The 25,987-nt window shown below is 71.3% G+C and carries 24 protein-coding genes and 1 pseudogene; 8 read left to right on the top strand and 17 right to left on the bottom strand.

The window, feature by feature from the left end; translation table 11 throughout:
- Nucleotides 1-6 precede the first annotated feature (6 nt).
- The 4 genes from ACFZBP_RS23135 to ACFZBP_RS23120 form a co-directional block, all read right to left on the bottom strand.
- Nucleotides 7-1,347: a ferric reductase-like transmembrane domain-containing protein gene (locus ACFZBP_RS23135; RefSeq protein WP_391415687.1), complete on the bottom strand. Its 1,341-nt coding sequence runs from the start codon at nt 1,345-1,347 to the stop codon at nt 7-9.
- A 175-nt stretch (nt 1,348-1,522) separates the two neighbouring features.
- Nucleotides 1,523-2,167 (bottom strand): LuxR C-terminal-related transcriptional regulator, encoded by a 645-nt coding sequence (locus ACFZBP_RS23130; protein WP_383447757.1) that lies wholly within the window; start codon nt 2,165-2,167, stop codon nt 1,523-1,525.
- Nucleotides 2,131-3,465, bottom strand: coding sequence for a histidine kinase (locus ACFZBP_RS23125; protein WP_391415684.1), 1,335 nt, complete (start codon nt 3,463-3,465; stop codon nt 2,131-2,133). Before ACFZBP_RS23125 ends, ACFZBP_RS23130 begins: the two co-directional genes overlap by 37 nt.
- Nucleotides 3,466-3,532: 67 nt before the next feature.
- Nucleotides 3,533-4,759 (bottom strand): MFS transporter, encoded by a 1,227-nt coding sequence (locus ACFZBP_RS23120; protein WP_391415682.1) that lies wholly within the window; start codon nt 4,757-4,759, stop codon nt 3,533-3,535.
- Nucleotides 4,760-4,830: 71 nt separating this feature from the next.
- On the opposite strand from ACFZBP_RS23120, the gene ACFZBP_RS23115 reads away from it, so the two are divergent.
- From ACFZBP_RS23115 to ACFZBP_RS23105, 3 genes are all read left to right on the top strand, one after another.
- A complete protein-coding gene (locus ACFZBP_RS23115; protein WP_383447748.1) occupies nt 4,831-5,805 on the top strand; it encodes an ArsR/SmtB family transcription factor in 975 nt (324 codons plus the stop codon).
- A 19-nt stretch (nt 5,806-5,824) separates the two neighbouring features.
- Nucleotides 5,825-6,328, top strand: coding sequence for a glutathione peroxidase (locus tag ACFZBP_RS23110; protein WP_383447745.1), 504 nt, complete (start codon nt 5,825-5,827; stop codon nt 6,326-6,328).
- A gap of 64 nt (nt 6,329-6,392) precedes the next feature.
- Nucleotides 6,393-7,262, top strand: coding sequence for a MerR family transcriptional regulator (locus tag ACFZBP_RS23105; protein ID WP_391415679.1), 870 nt, complete (start codon nt 6,393-6,395; stop codon nt 7,260-7,262).
- Nucleotides 7,263-7,421: 159 nt separating this feature from the next.
- Here ACFZBP_RS23105 and ACFZBP_RS23100 read toward each other — a convergent pair whose 3' ends face one another.
- The 3 genes from ACFZBP_RS23100 to ACFZBP_RS23090 form a co-directional block, all read right to left on the bottom strand.
- Nucleotides 7,422-7,613, bottom strand: coding sequence for a DUF397 domain-containing protein (locus ACFZBP_RS23100; protein WP_391415677.1), 192 nt, complete (start codon nt 7,611-7,613; stop codon nt 7,422-7,424).
- A gap of 215 nt (nt 7,614-7,828) precedes the next feature.
- Nucleotides 7,829-8,686 (bottom strand): Scr1 family TA system antitoxin-like transcriptional regulator, encoded by an 858-nt coding sequence (locus tag ACFZBP_RS23095; RefSeq protein WP_391415675.1) that lies wholly within the window; start codon nt 8,684-8,686, stop codon nt 7,829-7,831.
- Between the two features lie 357 nt (nt 8,687-9,043).
- Entirely contained in the window at nt 9,044-9,805 is a 762-nt protein-coding gene (locus ACFZBP_RS23090; protein ID WP_383447732.1) for a GPP34 family phosphoprotein, read from the bottom strand.
- Nucleotides 9,806-10,043: 238 nt separating this feature from the next.
- On the opposite strand from ACFZBP_RS23090, the gene ACFZBP_RS23085 reads away from it, so the two are divergent.
- Nucleotides 10,044-12,503 carry a serine hydrolase gene (locus tag ACFZBP_RS23085; protein WP_391415672.1) on the top strand — a complete coding sequence of 820 codons (2,460 nt, stop codon included), beginning with the start codon at nt 10,044-10,046 and terminating at the stop codon, nt 12,501-12,503.
- Nucleotides 12,504-12,700: 197 nt separating this feature from the next.
- A complete protein-coding gene (locus tag ACFZBP_RS23080) occupies nt 12,701-14,557 on the top strand; it encodes an MFS transporter (RefSeq protein ID WP_391415670.1) in 1,857 nt (618 codons plus the stop codon).
- A 9-nt stretch (nt 14,558-14,566) separates the two neighbouring features.
- Here the strand turns inward: ACFZBP_RS23080 and ACFZBP_RS23075 are convergent, their stop codons facing one another.
- Nucleotides 14,567-15,406, bottom strand: coding sequence for a hypothetical protein (locus ACFZBP_RS23075; RefSeq protein WP_391415669.1), 840 nt, complete (start codon nt 15,404-15,406; stop codon nt 14,567-14,569).
- A gap of 76 nt (nt 15,407-15,482) precedes the next feature.
- On the opposite strand from ACFZBP_RS23075, the gene ACFZBP_RS23070 reads away from it, so the two are divergent.
- Nucleotides 15,483-16,268, top strand: a complete 786-nt coding sequence (locus ACFZBP_RS23070; protein ID WP_383447719.1) for an SDR family oxidoreductase — start codon at nt 15,483-15,485, stop codon at nt 16,266-16,268.
- Between the two features lie 126 nt (nt 16,269-16,394).
- Nucleotides 16,395-17,969 (top strand): sodium:solute symporter family protein, encoded by a 1,575-nt coding sequence (locus ACFZBP_RS23065; protein ID WP_391415666.1) that lies wholly within the window; start codon nt 16,395-16,397, stop codon nt 17,967-17,969.
- Nucleotides 17,970-17,980: 11 nt separating this feature from the next.
- Here ACFZBP_RS23065 and ACFZBP_RS23060 read toward each other — a convergent pair whose 3' ends face one another.
- The 9 genes from ACFZBP_RS23060 to ACFZBP_RS23020 form a co-directional block, all read right to left on the bottom strand.
- Complete coding sequence (locus tag ACFZBP_RS23060) at nt 17,981-18,994, bottom strand: zinc finger protein (RefSeq protein ID WP_391415664.1); 1,014 nt, start codon at nt 18,992-18,994, stop codon at nt 17,981-17,983.
- A gap of 15 nt (nt 18,995-19,009) precedes the next feature.
- Nucleotides 19,010-19,450: a hypothetical protein gene (locus ACFZBP_RS23055; protein WP_391415662.1), complete on the bottom strand. Its 441-nt coding sequence runs from the start codon at nt 19,448-19,450 to the stop codon at nt 19,010-19,012.
- Nucleotides 19,447-20,157 carry a vWA domain-containing protein gene (locus ACFZBP_RS23050; protein ID WP_383447707.1) on the bottom strand — a complete coding sequence of 237 codons (711 nt, stop codon included), beginning with the start codon at nt 20,155-20,157 and terminating at the stop codon, nt 19,447-19,449. Before ACFZBP_RS23050 ends, ACFZBP_RS23055 begins: the two co-directional genes overlap by 4 nt.
- A gap of 18 nt (nt 20,158-20,175) precedes the next feature.
- A complete protein-coding gene (locus ACFZBP_RS23045; protein WP_391415659.1) occupies nt 20,176-21,291 on the bottom strand; it encodes a protein kinase in 1,116 nt (371 codons plus the stop codon).
- A complete protein-coding gene (locus ACFZBP_RS23040) occupies nt 21,288-22,352 on the bottom strand; it encodes a serine/threonine protein phosphatase (RefSeq protein WP_391415657.1) in 1,065 nt (354 codons plus the stop codon). The genes ACFZBP_RS23045 and ACFZBP_RS23040 overlap by 4 nt, the downstream gene beginning before the upstream one ends.
- Nucleotides 22,349-23,059 carry a hypothetical protein gene (locus tag ACFZBP_RS23035; RefSeq protein WP_391415655.1) on the bottom strand — a complete coding sequence of 237 codons (711 nt, stop codon included), beginning with the start codon at nt 23,057-23,059 and terminating at the stop codon, nt 22,349-22,351. The genes ACFZBP_RS23040 and ACFZBP_RS23035 overlap by 4 nt, the downstream gene beginning before the upstream one ends.
- A gap of 55 nt (nt 23,060-23,114) precedes the next feature.
- Nucleotides 23,115-23,246, bottom strand: a complete 132-nt coding sequence (locus ACFZBP_RS23030) for a hypothetical protein (RefSeq protein ID WP_391415653.1) — start codon at nt 23,244-23,246, stop codon at nt 23,115-23,117.
- 149 nt (nt 23,247-23,395) lie between these two features.
- Entirely contained in the window at nt 23,396-24,511 is a 1,116-nt protein-coding gene (locus ACFZBP_RS23025; RefSeq protein WP_391415651.1) for an ADP-ribosylglycohydrolase family protein, read from the bottom strand.
- A gap of 193 nt (nt 24,512-24,704) precedes the next feature.
- Nucleotides 24,705-25,361, bottom strand: coding sequence for a methyltransferase domain-containing protein (locus ACFZBP_RS23020; protein WP_391416091.1), 657 nt, complete (start codon nt 25,359-25,361; stop codon nt 24,705-24,707).
- Between the two features lie 160 nt (nt 25,362-25,521).
- Here ACFZBP_RS23020 and ACFZBP_RS23015 point away from each other — a divergent pair.
- Nucleotides 25,522-25,980, top strand: a pseudogene (locus ACFZBP_RS23015) (DUF5753 domain-containing protein); the annotation flags it as partial.
- Nucleotides 25,981-25,987 lie beyond the last annotated feature (7 nt).

Here is a 25,987-nt window from a genome sequence, read left to right as displayed (position 1 = left end):
GCCCCGTCAGGCCAGGCCGAACCTCTCGGCGTGCACCTGTCGCGCCGGAACCCGCAGCTCGCGCAGGCCGGAGAGCACCGCCGCGGTCATGGCGGGCGGGCCGCAGACGTACACGTCGCGTCCGGTGACGTCGGGGACCAGTCGACGCAGGTTCTCCGGGCCGAACGGCGGGGCGCCGAACTCGGCGGTCCTGCCCGTGAGCAGGTGCAGCCGTCCGCCCCGCCGCGCGACCAGGTGGCGCACCTCGTCCAGGAGGACCGCGTCGGCCTCGTCGCGCACCCGGTACAGCACGACGACGTCACCGGTCGTCTCCTCCTCCAGCATGGCCCGCACGGGCGTGATCCCCACACCGCCGGCGATCAGCAGGGCGCCGGGCCGACTCCGGTGCAGTGAGGTGAACGCCCCGTACGGTCCCTCGACGTAGGCGCGGGTGCCGACCCGGAGGTCGCGCAGCCCGGCGCTGGCGGTGCCCGCCGCCTTCGCCGTCAGACGGAGTCCCTGGGGGCTCGGCGCCGCCGAGAGGGAGAAGGGGTTGGCCGGCCACCAGTGGTTGTGCCCGGGGAACCGCCAGATGCAGAACTGGCCCGCGCGGGCGGGAAGTTTGTCGAGGTGGCGGCCGGTGACGTGGACGGAGACCACGTCGTGCGACTCCGGCACCACGGCCGTGACCGTGAAGCGGTGGTAGGCGTTGCGCCACACCGGCACGACGACGCGGCCCGTCAGCAGCGCGCCGAAGGCGAACAGCCACAGGATCCACCAGTAGGCCGTGGCGAACGCGGAGGACGTGAACGTCGTCGTCTCCTGCAACTGGTGGACGAACGCCAGGCCGAGAGCGATGTAGAGCAGCAGATGCAGGCCGTGCCAGACCTCGTACCGGAGGCGGCGGCGTACCCCGCGCGTGGAGATCGCGCCGGTCATGACGACGACGGCCGCGGCCAGCATGCCCAGCAGCGACGCCGGCACCCCGCTCAGCGCGACGAACGTCTTCCCCATGGAGGTGTCGTCGAGCGTGGCGTAGCCGAGCACCACCAGAGTGGCGTGGGTCAGGACGGTCCACAGCAGGGTGAAGCCGACCCAGCGGTGCCACACCGTCAGTCGGTCCATGCCGATACGGCGGTCCAGCCACGGCAGCCGGGCCACCAGCAGCAGTTGGAACAGCAGCAGAAGGGCCGCGTGCAGGCCGAAGAACTTGGCGACCGTGAGCACGCCGTTCTTGCCCTCGCCGGCGCTGACGAACAGCGCCTCGACGATCACCGCGTTCGCGATGACGAAAGCCCACATCGCCCAGCGCGCCGCGTCCACCGGAAGCACGCTGCCCGCGCGCACCGTGTTGTTCGCCGTCGCCATGGTCGCCTCACATCCCCCCGAGGCCGCGGCACTGGCGGCCCGTATGCAAACCCCATGAAGATCGAGTGATTCGTCCGGATACGCGCCTCGATCGGTTAAGCATACGGAGGGCCGGCCCGATCCGTTCAGTGTCGACGGGCCGAACTCCGAACTCCCCTTATCCGAGACAGTCCGGTCACTGGTCCAGATACGCCAGCACCGCCAGCACCCGGCGGTTGTCGCCGTCCGTCGGCAGCAGTCCCAGCTTGGTGAAGATGTTCCCGATGTGCTTGGCGACGGCCTTCTCCGTGATGAACAAACCCTGTGCGATACCGGCGTTGGAGCGCCCCTGGGCCACCCACTCCAGGACCTCGCGTTCGCGTGCCGAGAGGGTGCCCACGGCCTCGTCGCGCTCCTTGCGGGTCAGCAGGCCCGCGACCACCTCGGGGTCCATCACCGTGCCGCCCTCGGCCACCCGGCGGATGGAGTCCAGGAACTGGGTGCCGTTGGTGACCCGGTCCTTCAGCAGATAGCCCACCGCCCGCCCGCCATCGGCGAGCAACTCGCGGGCGTAGAGCGGCTCGACGTACTGGGACAGGAGCAGGACCGGCAGGTCGGGGAGCCGCTTGCGGGCCGCCAGGGCCGCGCGCAGGCCCTCGTCGGTGAACGTCGGCGGCAACCGGACGTCGACCACCGCGACGTCCGGCCGCTCACCGACGAGCGCGTCCAGCAGTTCCGTACCGTTGTCCACCGCCGCGACGACCTCGTGGCCGTGGGCGCCGAGCAGGCGGACGAGTCCGTCCCTCAGGAGGAAGTGGTCTTCGGCGAGGGCAATACGCACGGAAGCTCCATCGTCACCAGGGTCGGTCCGTTCACGGGGCTGTGCACGGCGAGCACCCCGTCGAAGGTGGCGAGCCGGCGCTCGATGCCCCGCAGCCCGCTGCCGCGCGAGACGTCCGCGCCGCCGTGGCCGTCGTCGGTGACGGTGACGGTGATGCGCAGCATTCCGCGAGCGTAGTGGATGTCGATCAGCGCCTGGTCGGCACCGGAGTGCTTGGCGACGTTGGTGAGGACCTCCGAGACCGCGAAGTACGCGGCGGACTCGACGGGCATCTCGGGCCGGCCCGGCAGGTCGATCTCGACCTCGGTGCGGACCGGGCAGACCATCGCCAACGCCCGGACGGCGTCGGCGAGTCCACGGTCCGCGAGGACCGGCGGATGGATGCCGCGCACCAGGTCGCGCAGTTCCGCCAGCGCCTTGGCGGAGGACTCGCGCGCCTCGGCGAGCAGGGCGCGCACGGCCTCGGGGTTGGTCTCCAGGAGGCTCTCGGCGGCGTCCAGGGTCATGCCCATCGCCACCAGGCGGGCCTGGGCGCCGTCGTGCAGGTCGCGTTCGATACGGCGGATCTCGGCCATCTGCGTGTCGACGGCGTCGGAGCGGGTCGCGGCCAGGTGCCGGATCCGGCCGGCCATCAGCTCGCTCTCGCTCGGGGCGAGCATCGCGCGGGTGTAAAGGGCGTGCCGGCGCACGACGCGCGGCGCCGCCCACAGGGCCAGCGGCAGTTGCAGGGCGCCGAGGACCCCGGCGAGCACGGCGGTGGCCTGGCCCTCGATCGGGATGAACTGGTACCAGAGGCCGTCCCACTCGGCGGAGAGCGGGACGCCGAAGAAGGCGAGGAAGATCCCCCACCCGCCGCTCAGCACCAGCGCGAGGGGGAGGAAGGCGAGGAGCGCGCCGGCCAGTGGGTCGACCAGCACCCAGACGTACTCCCGCCGGGTCTGCGGGTCGCTCATGATCCACCGGTAGCGTGCCACCACCCCGGACGCCCCCTCGGGCACGGGCGGCAGCGGGCCGGGCGGCCCCGGTATCTCCACACCCGACCAGCGCAGTGCCAGTTCGCGCCGACGGGCGGCCAGGTCGCGGATGCCCTCCATGGCGCGCGGCACCAAGCCGAGGCCGGGTCCCATCAGGCTGATCGCCCCGCAGACCGACAGCGACCGGCCGAGGGCCGCCGTCGCCGTCCAGCACAGGGTCAGCGCCTGCCGCAGCCCCACCCATCCGGCCGTGACGGAGAACCCCCCGGGCCCTCCGCTCTCGTCGGCCGGACTGTTCCCCCCGAGCCGCGTCGCGCGTTCCATACGACTCGCTCCCCTCTGTCGCCTGTGCGGTGCTGTCTCCGGTACGGGGGCCGAAGCGCCCGTGCCCTCATTCTGGCGACACCGGGGCCCGGAAATCGGTGGGAGAAACTCCCCTCTTCCGGTCGCGCACGTCCCGCGCGTCCCTGCGGCTCGCCACCCCCAGCGTCACGGTCACCGCCAGCGAGGAGACCGCCATGGCCGTCATCGCCGTCGCGGGCGAGGTGAGTTGGGCGATCGAGCCGGCGAGGGCGGCGCTGAGCCCCTGCATGGTGAGCATCCCGGCGCCGCGCAACCCGAGGGCGTGGCCCGCGAGTTCGTCGGGGGTGAGGGCCATGAGGCGTTCCTGCTGGGCGAGGCTCGCGCCGAAGCCTACGGAGGCGACGGACACGGCCAGGGCGGCCCAGAGCGTGCCCGGCCGCAGGGCGAACAGCAGATACGGCGTGGCCAGCAGCAGGAGCAGCGGGACGGGCAGGCGGGCGCGCAGGGCGGGCGGCACGAAGCGGCCGACGGTCAGATCGCCGACGAACATGCCCAGCGCCGCGGAGGCGAACAGGGCGCCGGCGGCCCCGGAGTCGTAGGAGACGAAGAGGGACTCACAGCCGACGATCAGGCCGTTGGGGATCCACAGGCCCAGGTAGGTGAGGCGGCGGGGGCGCGAGGACCACAGGAGGGCGTTGGTGCGCCAGGTCGCCGCGACGGACGGGCGGCCCGCGCTGCGGGGCGAACGGGCGGTCAGGCCCAGCCGGAAGACGAGGGACGCGGTGGCGTACAGCGCCGCCGACAGCAGCAGACAGGTCCGCGGGGACAGCAGCGTCAGCAGGGCGCCGCCCGTCGCGAACCCGACGACCTGCACCAGCCCGAAGACCATGTTGAACACCGAACGGCCCAGGACGAAGCCGTCCTTGGGCAGGATCTCGTTGAGCAGGCCGCCGGTCACTCCCCCGCCCAGCGAGGCGATCAGGCCCTGGAGGAAGATCACGCCGAAGACCGCCCCGATGGGCAGGCCGGGCAGCGCCAGCACGGCCGTACAGGCGGCGAAGGCGAGGCTGATGGAGCTCAGCGTCGCCCGCGGGGGCAGCCGGTCCGCGCCCGACAGGAGGAAGGTCGCCCCGAGCATCTGCGCGAGCTGCGGCCCGAACATGCTCACGGCCGACAGCAGCGGCGAGTCGGTGGCCCGGTAGACCAGCGTGGCCAGCGCCAGCCCGCCGATCGTCAGGGCCGCGCCCTGGGCCGCGGAGGCGAGGAAGAACGGGGTGAACTCGGGGGTGCGGAAGAGCTCGCGGTAGCTGCGCATGCGCGGAGTCTGCGGCGCCCGGCGCGGCGGTCGTATTGTTTCGCGCGGACGCGAAACACCGGGGGGTGCGCATGGGGTGGTGGCAGCTCAACGCGGACACCCTCGTCCGCAGCCGCTTCGTCCTCTCCCCGTTCACCGAGACCTTCGCGAGCCTGAAGCTGCTGCACGCGGGCACGCCCTCGCACCCCGGCGAACAGGCCTGGCTCCACGCCCATCTGCCCGCCTACCGGGCCCGCCTCGCCGCCGACCCCACGACCGCGCGGCTCGTACGCGCCGCCCTCGGACGGTCCTGGATCGCCGACTTCGTCACCCCCACCCCGAAGGACGGGGAGAGCTTCGAGGAGGTCGTCGCCCGGGTGCGCTCGGCCGACCCGGCCGCCGCGCGCGCCCACCTCGCCGTCTCCCTCGCCGGCCCGCTGCCCGCCGTACTCGACCGCGACGACCTCCCCGACCGCGCCGCCGCGCTCCTGGAGTACGTCTGGACCCGGACCGTACGGCCGTACTGGGACCGGCGCCGACGGATCCTGGAGGCGGACGTGGCCGCCCGGACCGCGCGGGTGAGCCAGGGCGGCTGGGCGGCGGTGCTGGACTCCCTGCGGCCGGGGCAGACCCGCTGGCTCGGCGGGAACCGGCTCCAGGTGAACCTGCACGAGTACCCGCCCCGCGAGATCTCCGGCGCCGAACTCGTCTTCATGCCGGTCACTCCGAGGACCGGCTGGGTCTCCTGGGAGGAGCCCGACCGGTACGCCCTCGTCTACGCCTGCACGGGCGCCCTCACCGACCCGGGCGCCCGGACCGTCCCCGCGAGCCTGGGCGCCCTGCTGGGACCGTCCCGCGCCACGGTCCTCGTCCTGCTCGACTCCCCCGTGAGCACGAGCCAACTGGTCGCGGTGACGGGACAGGGCCTGGGATCGGTCGGACGGCATCTGCGGGTGCTGCTGGACGCGGGGCTGGTGGAGCGGCGGCGGGCGGGGCGGTCGGTGCTGTACTCGCGGACGGCGGCGGGCGACATCCTCGTCGACGCCCAGCGCCGGTGCGACCCGTAGCGGAGTTAGCATCCGCTTCATGACAACCCATGACAACAGCTCCCCCCTCGACGTCGACATCAACGCCCTCACGGGTGGCTCCGCCGACCTCGCCCAGTACACCGGCCGGGCGGTCCTCATCGTGAACGTCGCCTCCAAGTGCGGCCTCACCCCGCAGTACAACGGCCTGGAGAAGCTCCAGGAGCGCTACGCGGAGCGCGGCTTCACCGTGCTCGGGGTGCCCTGCAACCAGTTCCTCGGCCAGGAGCCCGGCAGCGCCGAGGAGATCGCCGAGTTCTGCTCGGCGACGTACGGCGTGACCTTCCCGATGACCGAGAAGGTCGAGGTGAACGGGGAGGGCCGGCACCCGCTGTACGAGCGTCTGGTCGGGTTCGCCGACGCCGAGGGGCACAGCGGTGACATCCGCTGGAACTTCGAGAAGTTCCTGATCGGCCGGGACGGCACCGTCGTCGCCCGGTTCTCGCCGCAGACCGAGCCGGAGGCCGTGGAGCTGGTGGCGGCCGTCGAGGGCCAGCTGGCGTAGCCGGGTTGACCTTGCCCCTGGGGCAGGGCCGAGCGTCCTTCGCACCGGGCGGAACAGCCGCCCGGTGACGGAGGATGAGGCCGTGGACGACGAACTGCTCACCATCGGCGCGTTCGCCGCACGGGCCAGGCTCTCGGCCAAGGCGTTGCGCCTGTACGACCGGCTGGGGCTGCTGCCTCCCGCGGAGGTCGACGAGGTCAGCGGCTACCGCTACTACCGCGCCGCCCAGATCGAGCGTGCCCGGCTGGTGGCGCTGCTGCGCCAGCTGGACATGCCGCTCGCACGGGTCGCGGAGGTGGTCGAGGCACCGTCCGGTGCCGTGGCCGCGGTCCGGCTGGACGCGTACTGGGCGGATGTCGAGGCGCGGGTGGCGGGGCAGCGCACGCTCGCCGAGTACCTCCGTGGGCGGCTGTCGGGGAGGAGCTCCGAGATGTACGGCAGGTTCGTGGTCGAGACGGTGGACGTGCCCGGGCAGGTGGTGATCGGCGAGACCCGGCATGTGCTGGCGGGCGAGCTGCCGGCGTGGATCGGGGCGTCGCTGGGCCGACTGGAGTCGGCGGCGCGGGAGTGCGGCGGGATCACGGGGCCGCCGTTCGTCGTGTACCACTCCGAGGTGTCGATGGAGAGCGACGGACCGGCCGAGTCGTGCGTGCCGGTGGCCGACGAGGCGGCGGCCCGGGCGTGGGCCGAGCGGCACGGCCGCACCTGGGAGACGAAGGTGCGGGTGGAATCTGCCCAGCGGCTGGCCTACACCCGGATCACCAAGGCGCAGGTGGCCCATCCGCAGATCCTGGCCGCCTTCGAGGCGGTGGAGGAGTGGATCGCCCGGGAGGGCCTGGAACAGACGGGCCCGTGCCGCGAGGTGTACTTCGCGGACTGGGAGGCGGCGGGGGCGCAGGACCCGGTGTGCGATGTGGCGTTCCCGGTGAGGTGACCCGCCGGGCCTCGTAAGACGTGTCCGGCTCGGGGGCCGGGGCACAGCCGAGCCCTCTCGGCAAGGACGGCGGGCTGGTCGAGAGGGCTCTTCCTGTGGTGCTTGTGCAGTTGTGGTTCGTGCGGTCGGTTGCGGGCGAGGTTCAGCCGGAACCGCCCCTCACGCCTTGACCGACGCCACGAAGGTGTTCCACGCGGTCGCGGGGAACGCCAGGACCGGGCCCTCGGGAACCTTGGAGTCCCGCACCGCCATGGCCGCCGTGACCGGCGACTTGATCTCGACGCAAGCGCCGTTCCCTGTGGAGTACGAGGACTTGGTCCACGTGTCCGTGGAACCCTGACGAATTGCCATGTTTGCTCCGAATTGCCAGATGTCGAGTTGCTGTCACCGCACTGCGCGTCCGGACGGGACCCCGCAGGGCGATTCACGCCAACGTTGTTGCTGGGTGGCGTGATCGACGCTACTCGCCAACATCGGCTGACGAAGCGACTATTCACTCGGGTGGGTGGCATATTCCATGGGAGTCTTCCACCCTGCCCGGGGGACGGTGTACGGTACGGCGCTTCTCAGGCCGCGTACTCCTTGGCGATGTTCGCGATGAACTGCCGGGACTGCTCGACGTTCAGGGCCTGCGCCCTCAGGTGCTCGTACATCACGCTGTACTTCTGCACGTCGTTCGCCTTCTCCAGATACAGGTCGCTGGTGACGCCCTCGATGTAGACGACGCTGGAGTCGGCCGCGTCCGGGAACTCCAGGATCGCGTACTGCCCGTTGAGGCCGGGGTGGGCGCCCATCTCGAAGGGGATGACCTGCACGGTGACGTGCGGCAGCTGGGACTGCTCGACGAGCTGTTCCAGCTGGTCGCGCATGAGGGACTTGTTGCCGACGACACGGCGCAGCGCGGCCTCGTCCAGGACGGTCCACAGCCGCAGCGGGTTCTCCTCGGTGGAGATTCGTTCCTGTCGGCGCATCCGCACCTGGACCCGTTTCTCGATCTCGGTGGACGCCGTCTCCGGCAACGCCCCGGCGATCAGGGCCTCCGCGTACTGCTTGGTCTGCAACAGCCCCGGCACGACCTGCGGGTCGTACACCCGCAGACTGGCCGCGTCGGTCTCCAGACCGATGTAGACGCTGTAGGGGATGTCGCCGAACGAATGCCACCACCCTTGCTGCCGCGAATCCTTGGCCATCTGCATCAGCGAGTCGACGATGCGGTGGTCCTCCACCTCGTAGACCCCGCACAGATCGCGGACGTCGCGCTGGCTGATGCTGCGCCGCCCGTTCTCCAGCCGGCTGATCTTCGACTGCGACACCAGCAGCCGCTCGGCCACCTCTTCGGCCGTCATGCCCTTGAGCTCGCGGAGCCGGCGCAGCTCCTGGCCCAGCCGGCGTCGCCTGACGGTGGGATTGACATTGGACGCCACGGGACGTGCACCTCCGGCTGCCTGCCTGTGATTGCGACTTTGCGTATCTGCTGTTGAGCAGACTGCCACCAAGGTGCTTACTACCGCTGGCAAACGGTGGATATGCGCTGGATACACGCCAGTTCGGGGACACCCCCGGCAAAACGCGGCACACATACGGCCGCGCGGGGCGACGGGACCCGGTCGTCGTCCGGACGTACGGTCCCGTCACCCCGCGCGGACAGCGGCTCCCGAACCGGTCGTGGGGACTGCGGCGCGGTGCTGTGCGTGGCGTGCGTGTGGAGCATGTGGTGCGTGTGCGGTGCTGGTGGAGCGAGGGCCCTGTCGTACGAAGGCCCTGTTACCCGAAAGCCCTGCTCAGTGGGCCACGACACGCGCCATGGAGCCGCGGCGCGGCTGCACCGGAACACCACGGGCGGGTTCCGCCACCCTGCCGCCGGGGGCGGCCTGACGGCCGGTCGCCGGGGTCGGGGCCGGGCTCCGACGTGGCTGGGCCGCCACGCCGTTCTGAACGTCCATCACGGCGTGCGCCACGAGGCCGCCCATGGGGTCGTGCCTGATCAGATCCCGCAGCCGGGAGCGCGAGGACCTGCCCTCGTTCCCCGGATACAGGTGCTTGCCGAGGCCGACCGCGTGAGCCAGTGCGGCGAGCGCCGCGGTCCGTGGGTCCGGCGGTACGCCGGTACGGATCGCTGAATCCAGCCGGGCCCTGATCTCCCGGCTGATGGCGTTGTCCGTCGCCTGGTAACGAGTCGTCGGCAACACCCCGCACATCTGACCCGCCACGGCATGCACCATGCCGCACCGTTCCAGATGCGAGAGGTAGGTCTGGCGCAGCCCCAGCCGGGGCCCGCCGATCCAGTGGACGGCACGCACGGGAGCGCCACGCCTTCGCAGCAACTCCAACGCGCAGTCCAGTGTCGGATCTCCAGTCGGCCGTGGTACTACCACGGCGATACGATCCCCGTCAGGGGCTATCCGTCCGGCCAGCGCCAGCTCCACTAGCTGTGCTCCGGCCAGACCGAGGTCGAGCGACTGCGGCTGTGCGGTGGTACCCGTGGTCGGGTCCAACGCCAGCAGCAGAAGCTCCTCCGGAATCGTTCTGCGGCTCCTGCCCATCCATGCCTCCCCGCGTGGATGAATGACAGGGTGACCCCTCTCACATTCATCTGTCGAGGGTGCGTGACCGGTTCGTGAGGGAACCGGTAGGTATGTCGTTCTCGTCTACCGGATGAGTTGAGGTCCGCGCCCTGGACACTGGTACATGGTTCGGACAGCGGCACGGGGGGTCGTACGGGCACGGTGCCCTTGCGGCGGCTCACGGTTCGGCAGACGCACGGAGGGCGTGCGGCGGCACATGGAGGAGGCATCGGTGGCGGGCGAGTCCCCCGACAGGTCGAAGCAGCGCGAGTCGTCGGCAGAACCGATGTCGGGGAGCGCGGTCCCGGTTCCCGAATCAGACGACCCCACCCCCGCCCGCCCGGACCCCCGCCTGGCAGTGGCCCGCGAGGGCGCTGCCGCTCAGCGGGGCGGCGTGGACACCGCGACGAGGGTCCTGTCCCGACAGGAACTGGACGCGGTGAGGGCGAAGACGAAGGAGCCCGGGGCGGACGGGGACGCGGCGGAAGCTGAGGACGCCGAGACGGGTGCCGCGGAGGTCGAAGACGCCGGCGAGGGGGCCGCGGAGGCCGAGGACGCCCAGACGGGTGCCGCGGAGGTCGAAGACGCCGAGACGGGTGCCGCGGAGGTCGAGACGGGTGCCGCGGAGGCTGAGGGCGACGAGGACGTTGAAGACGCCGAGGCTCAGGACGCCGATGCCGAGGGCAAGGGCGACGATCGGCTGAGGGCGGCTGTGGCGGCCTGGGTAGCCTCCGAGGACACCGAGGACGCGAAGGCGACGCCGGACGCGGACGAGGACGCGCAGGACGCCGCCGCGAGCGACGGCGAGGGCGGCGGCTCCGAGGAGCCCTCGGCGACTGCCGACGCGGACGAGGACGCTCCCGCGGCCGCCGACGGCGAGGGGGCCCCACAGGGGCCACCCGCACCCGACGACGAGACCCGCACGGGCGGAGCGGGTGGGGACACGAAGACCGAAGGCGAAGCCGAGGACGCTGACGACGACGCGCCCGCGGCCGCCGACGGCGAAGAGGCCCCACAGGGGCCACCCGCACCCGACGACGAGACCCGCACGGGCGGAGCGGGTGGGGACACGAAGACCGAAGGCGAAGCCGAGGACGCTGCCGACGCGACGCCGGCGGCCCCCGCCAAGCCCAAGCCCGTCGATCAGCCGACCGCCGTCTTCAAGGCCGTCCGCCCCGACAAGCCCTCGGTCGACCAGCCCACCACCATGCTGAAGGCCCCCAGGCCCGACGCCGAGACCCCCGCCGAGCGCACCAGCAAGTTCGTCGCGCTCAAGCCCGACATCAAGCAGGACACCCCCAAGCCCCCGACCCCGGCCCCCGCCCCGGCCCCGGCCCCGGCGGACGTCACCGCCGCCGTCCCCCAGATCGGCCCCGAGCGCACCACCCAGCAACCCCTGCCGCCCAGGCCCCCACTGGACCTCCTGGCCGAGCTGACGAACACCCCGCCGCCCCCGGACACCCCCGTCCGCACGGCCATCCGCCGGGTCAAGATCTGGACCCCGCTGGTGCTGCTGCTGGTGATCGTCTTCGCGGTCGTACAGAGCATGCGCCCGCTCCCGGACCCCACCCTCGACCTCACCGCCGAGGACGCCTACACCTTCGACGGCGCCAAGGTCGACATCCCGTGGCCCGCCGACGGCCAGGCCGCCCTGGACGTCGACGGCATTGGCACCTTCGGCTCCTCGGGCGAACAGAAGCCGGTGCCGATCGCCAGCGTGGCCAAGGTCATGACGGCGTACGTCATCCTGCGCGAGCACAAGCTCGACAGCGGCGCCGAGGGCCCGAGCATCACGATCGACCAGGCCGCCGAGGACCAGTCGGACGCGGGCCAGGAGTCGACGGTCAACGTGACCGAGGGCGACAAGATCTCCCAGCGCGAGGCCCTGGAGAGCATCCTGATCGCATCCGCGAACAACGTCGCCCGGCTCCTCGCCCGTTGGGACGCCGGTTCCGAGAAGGCGTTCGTGACGAAGATGAACGCCACCGCCGAGGACCTCGGCATGACGAACACCACGTACACCGACCCCTCCGGCCTGAACAACACCACCGTGTCCACCGCCGTGGACCAGGTGAAGCTGGCCAAGGCCGCGATGAAGGAGCCCGCCTTCCGCGAGGTCGCCGCGATGATGTCGTACGACGACTACAAGGGCCACAACCACGGCAACTGGAACCAGCTGGTCGGCAAGAACAACGTCGTCGGCATCAAGACCGGCACCACCACCTCCGCCCTCGGCAACCTGGTGTTCGCCGCGAAGAAGGAGATCGGCGGCGAGACCCGCACCGTCGTCGGCGCGGTGGTGCGCCAGCCGGACGCGGGCGGCGGCATCCTCGCCGCCGCGCTCGACTCCGGCGACAAGCTGATCCGCGCCGCGCAGGACGCCCTGGAGTCGGCGACGATCCTCAAGAAGGGCGATGTCGTCGGGTACGTCGACGACGGCCTCGGCGGCCGCACCCCGGTCGTCGCGACGAAGGACGTCAAGGCGGTCGGCTGGTCCGGTCTCAAGGTGAAGCTGACCTTCGCCGCCGGTCAGGTGCCGCACACCGCGAAGGCCGGCACCGAGGTGGGCACGCTCACCGTGGGTGACGGCAGCAGCGGTGCGGTCAAGATCCCGGTGGCCCTGCAGTCGGACCTGGCCGAACCGGGCTTCACGGACAAGCTGACCCGCCTCGGCTGACCCGGGAGGGGCGAAGCAGCACGGCACCGCAGCCCGCCGACAGGTCTCGTCGGCGGGCTGCGTGCTAGCGTCACGAAACGGGCAGGTCGTCGCTCGCACGGCGCGACCGGAGAACCTTCGGATACTGGGCCGACAACACGCGGGAAACGGGACGCGGCCGGAACAGAAGACGGGACAGCACGGGGAGTGCCTCAGACGTGGCCACTGCGGAGCCGACACGCGCCGACGACGCCGATCCTGGACGGGGAGCCGGTCCGCGAATACGCGTACCCGCGCCACGTCGGGGAGACGGCCCGAGCCGCCCGGAGAACGAGCCACCGTCGCGTCTGACCGCCGCCGTCCGCACTCTGCGTGAGCGTCTTCTGCGTCACCCGGTGCTGTCGATCACGGCCCTGGCCGGGCTCCTCCACGTCATCTGGTTCTTCACGTTCGCGAGCAGCGGCGGCGACCTCGCCGCGCAGGACGCCTGGGCCGAGTTCGTCGGCCGGCATCCGGACTCGGCGTACAACCTGGCCTGGTACGGCGGGATGCACCCGGTGTCGTACAGCGTGGTGTCGCCGTATCTGATGTCGGTCCTCGGTGTCCGTACGACGATGATGATCGCGGGCACGATCTCCGCGGGTCTGCTGACGCTGATCCTGATCCGCAGCCGCTCGGTGCGCAACCCGCTGTGGGCTTCGCTCGCCGGGGTCTTCGGGCTGGTGTGCAACGCCATCTCGGGGCGGGTGACCTTCGGGCTGGGCAACATGTTCGCGCTGGGCGCGGTCGCCGTCGTGTTCTGCTGGCCGCACCGCTGGCGCTACAAGCGCTGGGCGAAGGCGCTGTGCGCGGCGCCGCTGGCCGCGCTGGCCACCATGGCGTCGCCGGTGGCGGGACTGTTCGTGGGCTTCGTGGCGGTGGCGCTGTTCCTGCAGAAGCGGCGGCCGGGCGCCTGGGCGCTGGGGCTGGCGCCGACCGCGGTCGTGGCCGTCTCCGCCTGGCTGTTCCCCTTCTCCGGCACCCAGCCGATGGTGATCGGCTCGGTGCTGCTGCCGCTGCTGATCGCCGTCGCCACCTTCGTGCTCGTGCCCGAGGACTGGAAGACGATCCGGCTGGTGTCCGCGGTCTACGGGCTCTCGGTCGTCCTGGTCTGGGTGGTCAGCTCGCAGATCGGTTCCAACATCACGCGCCTGGCGATGCTGTTCGGCGGGACGGCTCTCGTGGCCGCGCTGCCCTTCACGGTGCCGCGTTCACGCAAGTGGTACACGGGCGTGCTGGCACTGCTGACCTTCGCCGGGTGGATCGGCTACAAGACGGTCGACGACATCATCCACGCCGCCCCGGAGGCGGCCTGGGCCCGCGACCTGGCGCCGCTGGTCAACGAACTCCAGGAGGTCGGCGCCGAGAAGGGCCGCGTCGAGGTGGTCCCGGCCCGCTCCCACCGTGAGGCCTCCGCTCTCGCGCCGTACTTCAATCTGGCCCGTGGCTGGACCCGCCAGGCCGACATGGAGCGTAACCAGCTCTTCTACGACGGCACGCTCAACTCGGCGAACTACTACGAGTGGCTCAAGCGCTGGGCCGTGCACTTCGTGGTGCTGCCGAAGGACGAGCCGGACCCCTCGGCGGCCCAGCGTGAGCGGGAACTGGTGCAGCGCGGCCTGCCGTACCTCAGGCAGGTGTGGGGTGACGCCAACTGGCAGCTGTTCGAGGTGACCCGCCCGGCGCCGCTCGCCGAGCCGAACGCCGTCGTCGAGCGGGCCGAGCAGGGCGAGATGACGATGCGGGTGAACAAGCCGGGGCGCGTCCTCATCCGTATCCCGTACTCGCCCTGGCTGGGCCTCGTCGACGCCGACGGCAAGAAGCTCGACCCGCCGCAGGAGACGGAGGCGTCCAAGAACCGCGCCGACGGTCTGCCGAAGTCGTACGCCAACGTCAACGGCTGTCTGATGGAGACGAAGGAGGACGCGCAGGGCGACAGGTGGACGACGCTGGTCGCTCCGCGGGCGGGCGAGTACCGGCTGGCGGCGCCGTACAACTTCTCTCGGGGGACGCCCTGTCCGGAGGAGTGGCGCTGACGGATCCCGTCAGCGCAGCTGGTCCACGTACCTGTCCGTCCCCGGGATCGTCGGGACGAACGGTGCCATCAGTTCCACCCTTCCCCACTTCGACTCCTCGACCGCCGTGTCCAGTCCAGTGAAGTGCTCCTCCCAGCACTGCCTCGGGTCCTCCTCCAGGAACCACAGCAAGGTCAGCCGGGTGTCCACGCCCTCGACCTGCTTGACGTAGGACATGCGGTCGAGCGGGAGCGGGGTGGGCCGGAAGATCGTCACCATCGCCGTCGGGGAGCCCGCGAGGCGCTTCGGGAGGTGTCGGGTGCGCAGCCATTCCAGCAGGTCGGCGCGGTGCTCGGGGGAGTGTGCGTCGATGACCTGGACCACCAGGCCCGCGTAGGGGTGGTCCAGGGCGTGGAAGTCGCGGGGGCCCGCCGCGCCGTCGCGGTACACGGTGGCCTCGTGGTCCTGGAACGCCGTGAAGACGTGGGTGCGGTCCTGGTGGACGCGGGCGTCCCGGTTGAGTCGGCGGTTGATGGCGACCGTCCAGCGCATGTGGTCGGCGTAGCGGCCGTCGGTGATCCAGTACGTCGAGATGTAGCAGCCGGCGGTGACGGGCTGGGCCACCGCCGACTTCTGCGGGTAGCGCAGGAGCTGGAGGTCGCGGGTGGCCACCCAGCGCCTCCCGGCGTACATCCAGGGCATCGCCATCGCGCCCGCGTAGTAGTGGTCGTCCTCGTACCAGCGGTTGTAGGCGTACTCGTGACCCGGGTGCGGTTCGACCATGGTGATCAGGGCGTGGCCCGGGTGGACCCCGTACGGGCCGACGGCGGCCAGTTCGGCGTACGTCTCGCTGCGGGTGTCCTCGCTCATGCGGTTCCCCTTTCCTGCGGTCACCCATACTCTGACGGGCCGTCAGATAGTGCGTCCAGAGTCGGGAGGCAGCGGAATGTCACTGCTCGCGGGCAAGACCGTCGTCGTGTCGGGGGTGGGCGCCGGGCTGGGCCACCAGGTCGCCGCCACGGTGGTGCGCGACGGGGGGAACGCGGTCCTCGGGGCGCGCACGGAGGCCAACCTCGCCAAGTGCGCGGCCGAGATCGATCCGGACGGAGCGCACACGGCGCACCGGGCGACGGACATCACCGACGAGACACAGTGCGAGGCGCTGGCCGCGCTCGCGCGGGAGCGGTTCGGGGGGATCGACGGAGTGGTCCATGTGGCGGCCTGGGACTCCTACTTCGGCGGCCTGGAGGACGCCGACTTCACGACCTGGCAGTCGGTGATCGACGTGAACCTGCTGGGGTCGCTGCGGATGACGCGGGCCTGTCTGCCGGCCCTGAAGGAGCGCGGGGGCTCGGTCGTGTTCATCGGGACGCAGTCCTCGGTCGCCGCGCCCTCGCAGGTCCGGCAGGCGGCGTACGCGGCGTCGAAGGGGGCGCTGACGAGCGCGATGTACTCGCTGGCGCGGGAGCTGGGTCCGCACCGGATCCGGGTGAACACCGTGCTGCCGGGCTGGATGTGGGGGCCTCCGGTGCGGGCGTTCGTCCAGTTCACGGCGCAGACGGAGGGCGTGCCCGAGGCCGACGTGCTGAAGCGGCTGACGGAACGGATGGCACTGCCCGACCTCGCCACGGACGGGGACGTTGCGGACGCGGTGGTGTTCCTGACGTCGGACAGGGCACGTTCTCTGACGGGGCAGTCGTTGCTGGTCAACGCGGGGGAGCTGATGCGATGAGTTCATATAGGTGAACCCAGGACCTCATCTCGAACATTTTTACCTCCCCTTGACCTTACGCTCGCTTGTCGTGTTCACGCGACAGCGCCCAGGATGAGCGCCGGGCTGAACCCTGGGAGGGCGCACATGAACGGTCTCGACTGGGCCGTGCTCATCGGCTACTTCGGCGTGATGGTGGCGATCGGCGTCTGGTCGCACAAACGGGTGGACAACGTCAGCGACTTCTTCACCGCGGGCGGCAAGATGCCGTGGTGGCTGTCCGGCATCTCGCATCACATGTCCGGATACAGCGCGGTGATGTTCACCGGCTACGCGGGCATCGCCTACACCTACGGCGTCACGTCGTTCGTGACGTGGTCCTTCCCCATCGCGCTCGGCATCGCCATCGGGTCGAAGCTGTTCGCGCCGCGCATCAACCGGCTGCGCTCACGGCTGCACGTGGCCTCCCCGCTGGAGTACCTGAAGAACCGCTACGACCTGAAGACCCAGCAGGCGCTGGCCTGGTCCGGCATGCTGCTGAAGATCGTGGACGTGGGCGCCAAGTGGGCGGCCATCGCCACGCTGCTGTCCGTGTTCACCGGGGTCTCCCTCAACCAGGGCATCCTCATCACCGGTGGCATCACCGCCGTCTACTGCACCATCGGCGGGCTGTGGGCCGACGCGCTGACCGAACTCGGCCAGTTCGTCATCCAGTTGCTGGCCGGCGTGGCGATGTTCGTCGCGGTCATCATGAAGCTGAACGACAAGGGCATCGGCTTCCTCGACGCCTGGGACCGGCCCGAGCTCCAGGGCCACGGTGAACCGCTGGTCGGGCCGTACGGAACGGTCTTCCTCCTCGCCTTCCTCTTCATCAAGCTCTTCGAGTACAACGGCGGCATGCTCAACCAGGCCCAGCGGTACATGGCCACGGCCACACCGTACGAGGCCGAGCGCTCGGCGCGGCTGTCGGCGATCCTGTGGCTGGTCTGGCCGGTGGTCCTCTTCTTCCCCATGTGGATGTCGCCGCTGCTGGTCGAGTCGCAGAAGACGGACGGCTCCGACTCGTACGGCCTGATGACCGAACAGCTGCTGCCGCACGGCCTGTTGGGCCTGGTCATCGTCGGCTTCTTCTCGCACACCATGGCCATGTGCTCCTCCGACGCCAACGCCATCGCCGCCGTCTTCACCCGGGACTGCGTGCCGGTGATCTGGCGGCGGGCACGGACCTGGAGCGAGGGGCAGGGGCTGCGGGTCGCGCGGATCACGACCGTCGTCTTCCTCGGCCTGTCCATGGCGGCGGCGACCCAGGTCAACTCCCCCACCTTCAAGGACATCATCACCGTGGTGATCAAGTGGGTCGCCGGTCTGATGGGCCCGATGGCGATCCCGATGATGCTGGGCCTGCTCCGGCCGTTCCGCCGCTCCGGCCCCACCGCCGCGCTCACCAGCTGGTCGATGGGCCTGCTCGCCTTCTGGCTGGTCAACTACCCGATCAGCTGGCAGATCGAGGGCGGGGTGCCGCTCCAGTACCAGGTCTCCATCCCGCTGGCGGTGTCGCTCGTCCTGTACATCCTCATCGGCTTCGTGAAGCCGGAGGACACCCCGGAGCGGCTCGCGATCGTCGAGAAGATCAACACCGACGGGGACGGGGCCGCGGCGGCCGCGGTGCCGGCGCCGGCGGGGCCGGTGGAGGACGCGGTGGGGACGCGCGGGAAGGACTGAGCCCACGGTCGTCAGCCCACGGTGGCCTCCGCGGTCAGCTTCTCCTTCCAGAGCTCCTTGTCGTCCTTGTCGTAAGCCGTCAGCTCCAGGTCCCGGAACCGGAATCCGCTGTCGGGGAAACGCACCAGGTACCCGGTTCCGGACCTCGTCGCCACCGTGGGCCTGCCGTACGAAGCGCCGGTCTTCTTCGCCATGAAGTAGTAGACCTTCCCGGCCTTCGTACGGCAGAACGCGTACCGGTCCTTCACGTTCTCCCTGCTGTAGGCCGCGACGAGGCGGGCGCCCGGTGCCGTGCCCTTCGGCAGCATCGCGGCCAGTTCCTTCGGGCAGGGGCCGCTCGCGGAGACCGTCGGGGACGGGGTCGCGGAACCCTTCGAGGAGTCGGCGCCCGTCAGGAACGACGTCACGGTCGACCAGTTGAGGATCAGCAGGACGACGAGCGTGACGACGGTGGCCGCGATGAAGAGGATGCAGCCGCAGCCCGCGACGACCTCGCCGCGGGTCGGTTCCCTGGGCGTCGGCCTCCGGTAGTCCGGCGTGGCCGACGGACGCGGGGTGGTGCCGGTCAGCGGCCTCCCGCGCACCGTCGTCGTCGCCTCGGGTGTCCAACCCGTGTAGCAGACGTCGCAGGTGAGGTACCCGGCCACCCGGTGACCGCAGGTGGGGCACACCCAGCCAAGCCCCGCCACGGAGGTGCGCGCTCCGACCAGGTCGATGCCGGTGCGGAGCGGTGGCTTCCCGGCGGGGGTCGCCTTCTTGGCCGTGGCGGCCTTCTTCGCCGCCGCGGTCTTCTTCGCCGGGGGCGTCTTCTTGGCGGACGCCTTCCTGGCCGGGGGCGTCCTCGCGGGCGACCGCTTCGGGGGCGACTTCCGGGGCGGCGTCCTTCCCGGTTCGGCGCTCGTCGGGCCGGAGGCGGCCTTGGGGGCCGTCGCCGCGCGCCGGGGTGTCTCACAGACGTCGCACACCCGCGCCGTGGCGTCGTTGAAGGTGTCGCAGTCCGAGCACTGCCACGTCGGCCCGGTCATGATGACTCCTTCGGGTCACGTGTCCGCGGCGGTCAGGCGGGCCATGACCGAGCGGAGCAGCACACGGGTCGCCGGTGAGACGGGGGCGGTGAGCCAGTCCCGGTCGGCCTTCTCCCGCTCGGCGGTGGACGGTTCGAGGTCCCACCAGGAGGCGGAGAGCTCCTGGACGCCGTACTGGTCGGCGAACCACTGGGCGAACTGCCAGGCCCGTTCCGCCCCGTCCGGGCCTACGACGATCTCCGCCGCGACCTCGGGCTCGCTCTCCCCCGAGGGCCGGAACCGGAACCCGAGGCGCAGGCTCGTCCCGTGCCCGGCGGACCGGCCGCGGATCCCGACGCAGCGCTCCGGCGGCATGGCCAGCTGCGCGTCGACGCCGCCGGCCGTGCCCCAGGTGAACACCAGCCACCCCCGGTCGTGGTCGAGCCGGACGCCCGCGCCCCGCACCTGGAACCTCACAGGCTGTTCGCGATCGTCTCGATGATCTCGTCCATCTCGAACTCCTCCAGCCCCTCGCCCGCCCTGGACGGGAAGTGCAGGGTGAGGTCCCACTCTTCCCCGATGGCCTCCTTCCACGGCTCCTCCTCGGGCGCGAACAGCACGAGCCGCTTCGCCGACTGCTCCATCACCGCCGTCTGGCTGCGGGCGTACCCCCACTGTTCGAAGAGGTCGTCCATGCTGCGCGGGATGTCCCGCGGATACGTCTGCGCCGAGGCGCCCACCGTGCCGAGCGGGTGCGCGGGCGCGTCCGTGAACATGACGATGACGTGGCGCCGCCGGTCGAGGCCGGTCTCCCAGGGGGAGTTGATCGCCAGGGCCAGCGCCTCCAGGCCGGACTCGGGGATGTCACCGCCGCCGGTCGCCCGCAGCCCCCGTACGAACTTCTCGAACTCCGCGACCTGTTGGGGCAGCCGCAGGAAGTCCGTCTGCTCGATGGCGTCGGTCGGGTCGTCGCCGAAGTCCCGGAAGGCGATGACCTTCAGCCGCAGCTGGCTGATCTCCTTGCTCTTCCTCCCCATCACCTCGTCGAGCCGCTGATGGAACTGGAGCGAGCTGTTCTTCACGATGTCCAGGACGGGGTGCATGCTGCCCGTGGCGTCGATGCACATCACGATGTCGACGGCGTACTGGAGGTTCCCCTGGTACTTCTCGATCTCGGCGCTCATGTGCGTGCGTCCTCTCGGTCACGGGGTGGGTCGGTCGCTGGACAGGCCCTCTCGGCGGTGACCGAGATTGATGCGGACCCTGGACTTGGCGGGCCTGTCGTCGGTGGGCTTGTCGTCAGCGGGTCCGTCATGGGGGCGGTCGGGCGGGTTGAACTGGACGCGGCTTCTGCGCGGTCCGTCGGCGGCGGACGGGGCGGGGGCGGGCGCGGCAGGGGTGGCCGGGCGTGGCTGCGGAGTGGCGTGGAGGGTGCAGGCCTCCGGGTCCTTGAGGGCCGCCAGGAAGTCGTCGACGGTCGGGCGGGCGCCGGGGTCGGCCGAGGTCATGGCCGTGAGCAGCGCCTGTGTCGAGGTGCCGAGCCGTTCGTCGACGGCCAGGGGGTCGGCCGCGTTGACCGCGTCCGCCGGTGAGCCGAAGCGACTGTCGTGGGCGGGGAGGGAGCCAGTGAGGTAGACGTGGGTCATCAGGCCGAGCGCGAACACGTCCACGGCCGTCGTCAGCTGCCCGCCCTCGACGGACTCGTCGCCCTGCACATAACGCCGCCACTCCGGCGCCCCGTACAGCGAGTCGCCGGCGATGTCCTCCCGGGCCGGTGGCCGCCCGGAGAGGTAGGAGTCGTCGAAGTCGATGAGCTTGGCCGTGTGGAACGCGGCCCCTTCCCGCCTCTGGACCAGGACGTTGGCCGGCTTCAGGTCGCCGTGCACCACCTCGATGTCGTGGAGCAGCCGCAGGCTGGTCGCCAGGGTCCGCAGCAGCACCGCCCGCTGCTTCGGACCGAGTGACTGCGGCTTCTCCAGGCCGGCGGTGTCGATGCGTTCGGTGACCTTGTAGTAGGTGCTGCCCGCGTGGAAGAAGTCCGTGGCGAGGACCAGGTTGCCCGCGCCGCCTGCGTCGGGGCGCAGCCGCTTCATGATGCTCCGGTGCCGCTCCTCGAACTCACGGCAGGTCTCCAGCCGGATCCGTCGGCTCGCCGCGCTGCCGCCGCCGCCCTCGCGTGGGCGCTTGGGTTCGAGGAACCGCTTGAGGAAGTACTCCCGGCCGTCCTTCTCGGCGAAGGCCCACACGCATTTCCCGCCGTCGGCGTTGGTCGGGTCGCTGACCACCCGGTACCCGCCGATCACATCGCCCCGCTTCACTCCCGTACCCCCGGCATGAGCTGCTCGTATGTGTGTCGGTAGGACTCCCACGTCCGGTCCTGCCAGTCCCGCACCGCGTCGGGCCCGGCGGCCGACGGAACGTCCTGGTACCCGCCGCGCACGACGCTGTCGTGTCGCCCGGCGAAGGCGCCGCGCAGGTGCGTGAAGTCGTCGAAGCCCAGCGCGGCGAGACAGAGCGAGGCGTCGTCCGCCGTGACCGGCTGGATCGCCTGGCGCATCAGCTCGGCCCAGTGGCCCGCGCTCCGGGCCTGCCCGAGCGTGTCGAGGAGCAGGCACTCGAACTGGGCCGGGGTGTGGACATAGCCGAAGAACCCGTCGGTCGCCGCCAGCAGCACGCAGGGTTCACTGAACTCGCCCTGCTGGACGGAGAGTTCGAAGTCGCGGTCGGCGCAGATAACGTTCGTCATCGGCGGGTCCTGGCGGAGCTGGGCGAGCGTGTCGTCCTCGTGGGTGTCGTCCCGGGTGAGGGCGTGCAGACCGCTGCCGGGAAGCAGGGCGTAGGACCGCGAGTCACCGGCCCACAGGGCCTGCCAGCGGACGCCTTCGTCGTCGACCCGGTAGCGGACCGCGGCCATGGTGGTGGGCAGCAGTCGGCGCATCGACCCGGTGACCTTGCTCCGGGTCCCGTGGGGCGCGAGGTCCAGCACGGCCCGCAGGCAGTACTTCAACCGCTCGGTGGTGTCCGGCACTTCGCCGTCGACGACCCCCTGGAACCAGCACTCCGCCGCCAGTCGCGCGCTCCGCGCCCCGACCCAGGCACCGGTGTGCGTCGCACCGTCGGGCGCGTGCCATGCGGGGGCGGCGCCGGACCCGCCCGAGCCGTCGAACACGGCCAACAGGCCGTTCCCGGTGGGCCGGTGATGGACCGCGAGCGGCTCGGCGTCCTCTCCGTGACCGGGGCGGCGTTCCGTCCAGACGGTGAGGGCCTGGAGGCGGGTGTGGGTGGCGGACCAGGTGAGGTGGCCCGGGTGCGGGGGCGGAGAAGCGGGCTGGGAGGGGCGGGAGTCCGGGGCGCGGGTGGGCTTCGGGGGGATGGTCATGGGCCGGTCACCGGTCCTTCGCCGCTACGGCGTTCCTCCCCCGTTCGCGTCTCCTCCGTTCGCGTCTCCTCCGTTCGCTTCTCCCCCGTCGCCGTCGTCCCCCGCACCCTGCTGGCGCGGCGCGTCGGGGCGGGGGACGGAGGCGGCAGTGGCTCCTCCTTGCGGGCCAGCACCTCGCCTCGCAGTACCTCGGCCCCGCCCGGCGTCGGCCGCGGCCCCGTCACCACCCGAGGCACCCCGCGCACACGGCTGGGACCAGAGGCCTCCAACAGGCCCGGTAACGCGCGCAGTTCGGCACGGGCGTCGTACAGCCGGACGGCCGGGGCGCCCGTGACCCGCCGCAGCGCGGTGTTCAGGGCCTCCTCCGCTTCCCGGAGCTGTTCGGTGCCGTAGCGGCGGGACACGTCGCGCAGTCGGGCGTGGAGCGGGTCGTACCAGGCGGCGCTCATGTCCCGGATGCCCCGGGCCACGATCTCGGCGGGGTCGGTGACCCGGCACATCAGCCGCAGGTGGCAGTGGAACGCGTCGGGCGCGTCCCGGCCGGGCAGCCGTAGGTCGAGTGCCAGTCGGTGCTCGGTGGTGTCCACCAGATACATCCCCCCGGGCGCCAGTACCAGCGCCCTTCCCGGTGGCGGCGTCCGCGGCGGGCGGACCCGTGGCAGGGGCTGGGCGTCGACCACGGGGTCGTACGTCAGCGAGTGCGTCACCCGTCATGGGTACCAGCGGGCGCTCGGGACCCCTCCCGAGCGCTCACCGGCGTCGTCAGCGGCTCTTCTCGGCGAGCAGTTCGAGCAGGGCGTGCGCGGTGTTGGCGTCGGAGTCCATGTCGGGGATCTCGGCGGCGTCGGACGCCCACCTCGCGCCCCCGAACGGCGAGGGCGCCAACCTCGCCATGCCGACAGCACCCGGCATCCGGTCGGCAGGACTCGCACCCGGCCGACCACACCTGGCATCCGACCGGCAGATGAGACGACACCGGGCTCCGGCGACGACTCCCCCTCAGACCGGCGGCGGCGCCACGCAAGAAGGCCCCGGCGCCGGGCTCACCCCCGCGGGTACCGGGCCAGCCATGCCGGTGCGGCGCCCGCCGGGCTGTGCAGGGCCGGGCCCTGGGTCATCTCCATGGCGAAGTCGTCGGCGAGTTCGAGGATGGTGGGGCGGCCTTCCAGTTCGGCCAGCCAGGCCGGGGGGAGGGCGGTCTCGCCGTGGAGGGCGCCGAGGAGGCCGCCGGTGAGGGAGGCCGCCGCGGCGGAGGGGCCGTCGTGGTTCACGGCGAGGCAGAGCCCGTGCCGGACGTCCTCGCCGACCAGGGCGCAGTACACGGCGGCCGCGAGCAGCCCGTCCGCCGAGCCGTCGGCCGCGAGCTCCTCGACCCGGGCCGGGGTGGGCATGCCCTGCCGTACGGCGCCCAGGGCGTGCTGCAACGCGTCCGACACGGGCTCGTGGCCGGGCCGCGGGGCGAGCAGCGCGAGCGACCGCTGGACGGCACCGTCGAGGCTCTCCCCGCAGGCGAGGCCGTGCACGACGACGGCGTACGCGCCCGCCGACAGATAGGCGATCGGGTGACCGTGGGTCTGCGTGGCGCACTCCACGGCGAGCTGCATGACGAGCTGCGGCTCCCAGCCCACGAGCAGTCCGAAGGGCGCGGAACGGGCGACGGCCTCCGGCCCGAGCTCGGCCGCGTTCTTGGGGGACTCCAGCGTGCCCATGGTCTCGTCACCGAGGCCGAGCAGGAGCGCCCGGGTGGGATCCCGGCGGGCGTACAGCCACTCCTCGCGTGCCAGCCACCCGTCGTCCTTGCGGCGCTCGTCGGGGCCCCAGTCCCGCTGGGTGGCGGCCCACCGCAGATAGGCCCGGTGCAGGTCGGTCGGCGGATGCCAGGCCCCCGTGTCCCGTCTGACCTGGGCTCTTATCAGCCCGTCCACGGAGAAGAGGCTCAGCTGCGTGAGATGGGTCACCGCACCGCGCCGCCCGTACCCGAACCCCAGGTCCATGAGACCCTCCGCGCCGTACTGCTCCTGGATCTCCTCCAACCCGAGCCCGTCGACCGGCGCCCCGAGGGCGTCGCCGACGGCCACGCCGAGCAGCGTGCCACGCACCCGGCTGCGGAAGTCCTGCTGCTCGGTACGGCCCCAGACGGCGCCGAGTGTCGCACCCATCCAGACCTCCCCGTGACAGCGTCCTCGCACGACCGTTCGTCACTGTAATCGACCGGAGACGGTCGGTTCAGGGGGCGGAACGGTATGCGAGGTGTGACCGAAGTGGGCGCGAGTGGTCAGTTATCACCCATCCCGTTCCGGCCCAGCCCGGCCTCCGTTATCGAGGCTCTGCGCCTGCTGGGCGTTCGCGCCCTCACGCTTCCGCGCGCACCAGGAGCGTGCCGATGTGGCCAGGCGTGGGAGCTTCGATGACCTGGGCTTGCGCGTCACGGAACCCCGCGGACACGAGCATGTTCTTCCACCGTCGGGGCGTATAGCTGTAGCGGTACGTGTACATCGGTTTCCCGGCGAAGCCCCCCTTGTACATGCCCTGCGGGCCGTACGCGCCGGGAATGGCCGGCGGCTGCGAGAAGGCGAACACACCTCCGGGGCTCAGCCGTTCACGGACCAGGGGCAGGAGCCGAAGCGGGTCGGCGAACCAAGCCGCGCCGAAGATCGAGTAAATGGCGTCGTACGTCTCGTCGGTGGCCCGCAGGTAGGAGATTGCCTCGCCTTGATGGAAGACGGCGCCGGTCGACGCCCATTTCTTGCTGATTTTCCGCACCATGACCGGCGACAGGTCGAGGCCGTGGGCCCTGATGCCCCGCTCAGCAAGATGGGCGACCGCGCGCCCGGTGCCGCAGCCGATCTCGAACACCTGGGCAGGGCTCTCGCCCAGCACCTCGGGGCCAGGGCCGTGCCCCGCGTACTGGGTCCAGCAGAACACGGGCTCGGCGTCGTCCTTGAAGGCTGACTCGGCGTAAGCGTTCCAGACATCGGTCTCGATGCCCAGGTCATGACGTACGGGCAAGACGTATTCCTCCACGAGCACGAACGGGAACCCCGCCCCCGTGCAGTCGCCGGAGGGGACGGGGCGACCTTAACGGTCGGTCAGTGGCTGTCGGGGACCTTCTCGTCACACGGGCCACAGTCGGACGCGTCGACCTCCCACAGTTCGCTGTCGATCTCTCGAGTACGCACGTCACGTCATCACGCGGTACTCGGAACTCATGGGAGCGGCCGGCGATGTCGAGGACGCCGTACGCGCCAGGGTGCAACGCCAGGAGTGGCTGTACCGGCCCGGACGCAAGGTCCACGTCCTCATGTGGGAGGCCGCGCTGCGTTCCCGGATCTGCCCTCCCTCAGTGCTCGGCGCCCAACTCGACCGCCTGACCGGCATGATCGGTGTGAACACGGTCGAGCTGGGCATCGTTCCGTTCACCGCCGTGGTGAAGATCGTGCCCGCCAACGGCTTCTGGATCCTCGACGACCGCCTTGTCGTGGCCGAGGACTGGCACGCCGAGCTGTGGCTGGACGACTCGGACAACCTCGCCCTCTACACGAAGGTCTGGCGGACCCTACGGGAGTCCGCCGTGTTCGGCGCGGATGCCCACGCCGTGCTGAACGATGCCCGGCGTGGGCTGAGGTAACGCCGGA

This window comes from Streptomyces sp. NPDC008086, assembly GCF_042957325.1.
Lineage (GTDB): Bacteria > Actinomycetota > Actinomycetes > Streptomycetales > Streptomycetaceae > Streptomyces.
Note: the sequence above shows the minus strand (reverse complement) of the source record. Positions and strands in the feature narration are given on the sequence as shown.

Bases quoted from the DNA above. Each gene is read 5' to 3' on its own strand.
- ACFZBP_RS23135 (WP_391415687.1), bottom strand. From the start codon at position 1,347: ATGGCGACGGCGAACAACACGGTGCGCGCGGGCAGCGTGCTTCCGGTG.
- ACFZBP_RS23125 (WP_391415684.1), bottom strand. From the start codon at position 3,465: ATGGAACGCGCGACGCGGCTCGGGGGGAACAGTCCGGCCGACGAGAGC.
- ACFZBP_RS23120 (WP_391415682.1), bottom strand. From the start codon at position 4,759: ATGCGCAGCTACCGCGAGCTCTTCCGCACCCCCGAGTTCACCCCGTTC.
- ACFZBP_RS23115 (WP_383447748.1), top strand. From the start codon at position 4,831: ATGGGGTGGTGGCAGCTCAACGCGGACACCCTCGTCCGCAGCCGCTTC.
- ACFZBP_RS23110 (WP_383447745.1), top strand. From the start codon at position 5,825: ATGACAACCCATGACAACAGCTCCCCCCTCGACGTCGACATCAACGCC.
- ACFZBP_RS23100 (WP_391415677.1), bottom strand. From the start codon at position 7,613: ATGGCAATTCGTCAGGGTTCCACGGACACGTGGACCAAGTCCTCGTAC.
- ACFZBP_RS23090 (WP_383447732.1), bottom strand. From the start codon at position 9,805: ATGGGCAGGAGCCGCAGAACGATTCCGGAGGAGCTTCTGCTGCTGGCG.
- ACFZBP_RS23085 (WP_391415672.1), top strand. From the start codon at position 10,044: ATGGAGGAGGCATCGGTGGCGGGCGAGTCCCCCGACAGGTCGAAGCAG.
- ACFZBP_RS23075 (WP_391415669.1), bottom strand. From the start codon at position 15,406: ATGAGCGAGGACACCCGCAGCGAGACGTACGCCGAACTGGCCGCCGTC.
- ACFZBP_RS23070 (WP_383447719.1), top strand. From the start codon at position 15,483: ATGTCACTGCTCGCGGGCAAGACCGTCGTCGTGTCGGGGGTGGGCGCC.
- ACFZBP_RS23065 (WP_391415666.1), top strand. From the start codon at position 16,395: ATGAACGGTCTCGACTGGGCCGTGCTCATCGGCTACTTCGGCGTGATG.
- ACFZBP_RS23060 (WP_391415664.1), bottom strand. From the start codon at position 18,994: ATGACCGGGCCGACGTGGCAGTGCTCGGACTGCGACACCTTCAACGAC.
- ACFZBP_RS23050 (WP_383447707.1), bottom strand. From the start codon at position 20,157: ATGAGCGCCGAGATCGAGAAGTACCAGGGGAACCTCCAGTACGCCGTC.
- ACFZBP_RS23040 (WP_391415657.1), bottom strand. From the start codon at position 22,352: ATGACCATCCCCCCGAAGCCCACCCGCGCCCCGGACTCCCGCCCCTCC.
- ACFZBP_RS23030 (WP_391415653.1), bottom strand. From the start codon at position 23,246: ATGGCGAGGTTGGCGCCCTCGCCGTTCGGGGGCGCGAGGTGGGCGTCC.
- ACFZBP_RS23025 (WP_391415651.1), bottom strand. From the start codon at position 24,511: ATGGGTGCGACACTCGGCGCCGTCTGGGGCCGTACCGAGCAGCAGGAC.